Source organism: Ruminococcus sp. (assembly GCF_024691275.1).
GTDB lineage: Bacteria > Bacillota > Clostridia > Oscillospirales > Ruminococcaceae > Ruminococcus.
Window position 1 is genome coordinate 1 of record NZ_JAILNU010000060.1, and the last position, 4434, is coordinate 4434.

Consider the following 4434-nt stretch of genomic DNA (forward strand, 5'->3'; position numbering starts at 1 on the left):
AAAAGAAATAAAACCCCTTAAGGGGTAGCTGAGAATGAAATGCAGTTGGCAGACCTTTCTCAGCCCTCTTAAGGGGCAGTGTCTGTATCAAGCCCTTTTAGGGCTTTTTCAAACCACCCGTTTAACGGGTGGTTTTGATTAGTGGCTGGCGTTCTCGACAGCCGCAAATTATTGAAATATCAATATGGCAGCTTGAACTTTCCTGCCTTCCATACGCCGTCGCTGCCGATGACTGCGGAGAACTCGTCGGTCTCGGTATGAGCACCTTCGCCGTAATCGCTGCCGTCGTAGTAGTTCTCGACGGTGAACACGATCTCGTCGCTGCTCTTTGACTTGATGCCTGTTATCTTTGAAGTCGAATAGTAGATATTGGCACCGCGGTTGCCGCAGAGAGCATACGCAGAGCCGTCCTTCTCGCAGTAAAGGTTCGGGAGCTCCTTTGACGGATAGCGTGAGCTGAACACCTTATAGTATGCATTGGAAATGTCTGCATAAGAGGATATATTGCTGTCGGTTATGCGGTAGTATCTCCACGAGAAGCTGCCTGCTTCGATGTAGCTGTTCTGGTCAACGGAGTAGGGACAGCCTACAGTGAAGCTCCAATCGGTGTGGCAGGCGGATTCAAAGAGTGCCTGAGCAGCAGCGATAAGAGTTCTGTCATCTGCGGAATTCTTGTCAGCCTTAAAGACTACAGCGCCGTCGGTGTTGTACTCGAAGGAACCGCTTCCGAGCGGGTCGGGCTGAGTTGTTGCAGCCGATGTAGTTACAGCAGCAGTTGTGGTAGTGACAGTAGATGATGTTTTTGTGGTCGTGGAAGATTTTTTATCCGCAGAAGTTGTTGTCTGCTCATCGGTGTCAGACTGAGCGGTAGTTTCTTCATTAGTTGTTTTCTGTTTTGGGTGAGGAACTTTTCCGGTTTTTTGTTTATCGCATGAAACTGCGCCTGCCATTAAAGCGGCAGCAGCCATGACAGCCAAGATCTTTTTCATAAATTATCCTCCTGTTCGTCATCGTCGAGAACAAAATCAATAGTACCGTCGCTGACGCTTACGGCAGCGCAGATGACCTGAACGGTCTGACCGAGAGTATAGGAAACGCCGCTGAATTTTTCGGTAAGGGATACGGGTTCGGAGTAGTCGTATTCGCCTTCGGGGAGCGATCTTATGTGGACGAGACCCTCCACGGTGTTCGGGAGTTCCGCATAGAAGCCGAACTCGGTTACGCCTGATATCCTTGCGGTGAAGCTCTCACCGATGTGAGCCTTCATATACTCAGCCTTGTAGCAGTCCTCACATTCGCGCTCGATAGTGACTGCGCGGAGCTCGGCTGCTGAGGAACGCTCGGCAGCATTTACCGCGAAGCCCTCATAGCGCTTGTTGAGCCACTCGTTGTTGTAGCCTGCGAGGATATCGGTTATAATGCGGTGTATAGCGAGGTCGGGGTATCGGCGGATAGGCGAGGTGAAGTGTGCGTAGTCGTCCAGCACCAGACCGAAGTGACCCAATGGTTCGTGGGAGTACTTAGCCTTTGCCATAGAGCGGAGCACCAGCATATTCACAGCCTCGAACTTGTCCGTGCCCTTTGCTTCTTCCAGTATCTTTGCTGCGTGAGCAGGCTTGAATTCGCTGAAATGCGGGCACTCGAAGCCGTACTTCGGGAGTATCTCATGGAGGGATTCCGTTTTAGCTTCGGGAGGAGCTTCGTGGATACGGTAGACGAAAGGAACCTTCTTGTCCTTAGCCAGTTTAGCGGCAGCTTCGTTTGCTGTCAGCATGAACTCCTCGATGATACGCTCGGACTTGCCGCGCTCACGGGGCTGCACATCGCAGCATATACCGTCCTCGCCGATAATGAGTCTGCTTTCGGCAGTTTCTATCTCGGGAGCATGGCGCAGCTTCTTATTAGCGATGAGCTTGTCCGCAAGCTCGTTCATGAGAGCGATGCAGCTGCGGACTTCCGCGTATTTCGCAGCGATCTCGGGAGTTTCCGAACCGTCGAGTATGCGGTTTATCTCCGAGTATACGCCCTTGACGCGGGAACGAATAACGCTTTTGCAGAAGCGGTATGAGAGCATATTTCCGTCGCAGTCCAGGTCCATGAAGGCAGAGAGCGTGAGTCTGTCCTCATTTGGGTTAAGGGAGCATATCCCGTTGGAAAGCTCCTTAGGCAGCATAGGTATCACCTTATCTGCGTAGTATATGCTTGTACCGCGCATGAGAGCTTCCTTGTCGAGGGCGCTGTTGCCCTTGACATAGTGTGAGACATCGGCTATATGAACACCGAGGCGGTAGCCCTTGTCGGTTTTTTCCAGTGATACAGCGTCGTCGAGGTCTTTTGATTCTGCGCTGTCGATAGTGAATATCGGCATATCGCGCAGGTCTTCGCGGTTATTGAAGCTGTACTCCTGAACGCCTCCCTCGGAGATCTTACGTGCTTCTTTCAGCACATCTTCGGGAAAAGCGGTGGGAGCTCCGTGAATAACGAGAATTGAAGCTGCACTTGAAGCAGCGTATTCCGAGCTTCCGAAAACGAGTGTTATCTTCACCTTATGCTCGGCGTGTCTTCTGCCGCGGTAGACTATCTCCGCGAGCACCTTATCGCCGTTCTCGAAGGGGATACTTTCCTCGCGGACGATGATGATATGGTTTCGTGAAGCTGTATCGGGCACGAGGTAAGGTCTGCCGTCCTCGAACTCTATCTTGCCTGTTAGCTGAGAGCTGCCGAACTCCAGTATATCGAGGACTTCGCCCTCAGGCTCGCCTGAACGGGAGGCGATAGGGGAGATGAGCACTCTGTCGTTGGGCATAGCGCCCAGCATACATTTTCCCGGGATAAAGTACTCGATGCCGTCATCGGTGACTGCAAAGCCGAAGGTACGGCTCAGACGTGTGACTGTACCGGGGTAGACGCTGATACGCGAGCAGAGAGCAGCTTTCATGCCCTTTTTCATCATGATAACGCCTTCTGTGCGAAGCTCGGAGAAAGCGGCAGTGAAATTTTCCCTGCCTGATTTTTTTGTCCTGCACTTTGATTCGAGCTCATTGAGCGGCATGGACTTTTTCCCGTAAGCCTTCAGGAAGGTCACTATCTTATTTTTATAGCTTTCAACAGAGACAAGGGCACGACCCTTTTTCTCTGGGACTTTCTTTTTCTGTTTATCTGACATATAGATCTCCTTTTAAGAGAAATGATAGGCGGGAATATTTCCCAAAATGAAAATAAAAAGCCCCATGACTGAGCGTCACAGGGCAGATTTGATTACTTTGTGAAGATCGGTACGATGTTTACTGCAAGAACAGCAGCGAAAAGAAGTATCGCAAGAGTTCTTGTGATCTTAGCAAGAATAGCTTCTTTTGTTCTGCCTTCGTTTTTTCCGTAGAATGAATCAGCGCTTGCACCTGTGAGAGCAGCTGTCATGCTGTCCTGTGATTTCTGTTCCTGAGAAAGGCAAATGATAATTGTGATAAGGCTGAGAACGATAATAACGACTCCGCCGATGACCTCTAAAGTTGACATAATAAAAATACCTCCGAAAAAAAATTATGAATTACGGCAAGAGCCGAAATATTTCAATTAGCTTTACTATTATATCACAGAAGAGCTGGATTTGCAAGGGGTTTCATCGAAAAAGCAAGACAAAAAAACTGCATAAAATTGGTGAAATCGTACAAGTTTTAAACAAAAACGCCTATATCTTACACGGCACGTAACATGGCTCATGTGCAGGGGGGCTTTCCGAGCGCAGCGTGACGCTGCAAAAATGCCCCGAAGCATTATGAAATGCTTCGGGGCAAAATTCTGTATAATTATCACACTTACGGACGAAGGTGATAGCTAACGCTCATAAAGGTCAATCTAAGTTTGCGTTAGTAGGGAGACTTGTGATAAGTCCGAGGAGCTTCATCTGGATAGCGAGAGCATCGTTCATTGTAACGCCGTTGCCGTTTTTGTGAACGTCAGCGTTAGCCCAGCCCTGCTGAGAGATGTGGTTGGGGTCTGAACCGTTGAGACCGTACTTGTTAGGATTTGCAAGAGCCTGCATAATGATAACAACGTCGCTCATGTCGAGCTTGCTGTCGTTGTTAGCATCGCCGTAGATCGAAACTTCCTTTGGCTGCTCCTTAGTAGTTGTAGTAGTTGCTCTTGTTGTAGTAGTTGTAGTTCTTGTAGTAGTTGTGGTCTTCTTTGTAGTAGTTGTTTCTACAGAAGAACCGTCCTTGTGAAGAACTACCTTCTGGATAGTAACGCCGTTGCCGTGTGGCCAGAATACCATAGCCTTGATAGTAGCACCTGCGTTTGAAGGGATAGTGTAGTCGATAGCGACAGTCTTGTCAGCGCCTACCTTAACGCCCTTGAAGTCTTCCTGTTCCCACTTGCCTGTCCAAGTACCGAAAGCACCTGAAACCTCAGTGTCGTTTGAATTTACCTTGAGGT

General features: G+C 49.3%; 4 protein-coding genes. All 4 read right to left on the minus strand.

The window, feature by feature from the left end; translation table 11 throughout:
• Positions 1-179: 179 nt before the first annotated feature.
• A complete protein-coding gene (locus K6G33_RS07400; protein WP_296777869.1) occupies positions 180-989 on the minus strand; it encodes a hypothetical protein in 810 nt (269 codons plus the stop codon).
• Positions 986-3166, minus strand: coding sequence for a ribonuclease R (rnr, locus tag K6G33_RS07405; protein ID WP_296777870.1), 2181 nt, complete (start codon positions 3164-3166; stop codon positions 986-988). Before rnr ends, K6G33_RS07400 begins: the two co-directional genes overlap by 4 nt.
• 92 nt (positions 3167-3258) lie before the next feature.
• The gene (gene secG / locus K6G33_RS07410; RefSeq protein ID WP_296777872.1) at positions 3259-3516 is read right to left on the minus strand and encodes a preprotein translocase subunit SecG; all 258 of its coding nucleotides are present in this window, start codon (positions 3514-3516) and stop codon (positions 3259-3261) included.
• Positions 3517-3850: 334 nt separating this feature from the next.
• Positions 3851-4434 (minus strand): dockerin type I repeat-containing protein (locus K6G33_RS07415; protein ID WP_296777873.1); only part of this gene is annotated, 584 nt, incomplete at its 5' end.

Excerpts from the sequence above, each read along its gene's own strand:
- secG (WP_296777872.1), bottom strand. The coding sequence starts at position 3,516 with ATGTCAACTTTAGAGGTCATCGGCGGAGTCGTTATTATCGTTCTCAGC.
- rnr (WP_296777870.1), bottom strand. The coding sequence starts at position 3,166 with ATGTCAGATAAACAGAAAAAGAAAGTCCCAGAGAAAAAGGGTCGTGCC.
- K6G33_RS07400 (WP_296777869.1), bottom strand. The coding sequence starts at position 989 with ATGAAAAAGATCTTGGCTGTCATGGCTGCTGCCGCTTTAATGGCAGGC.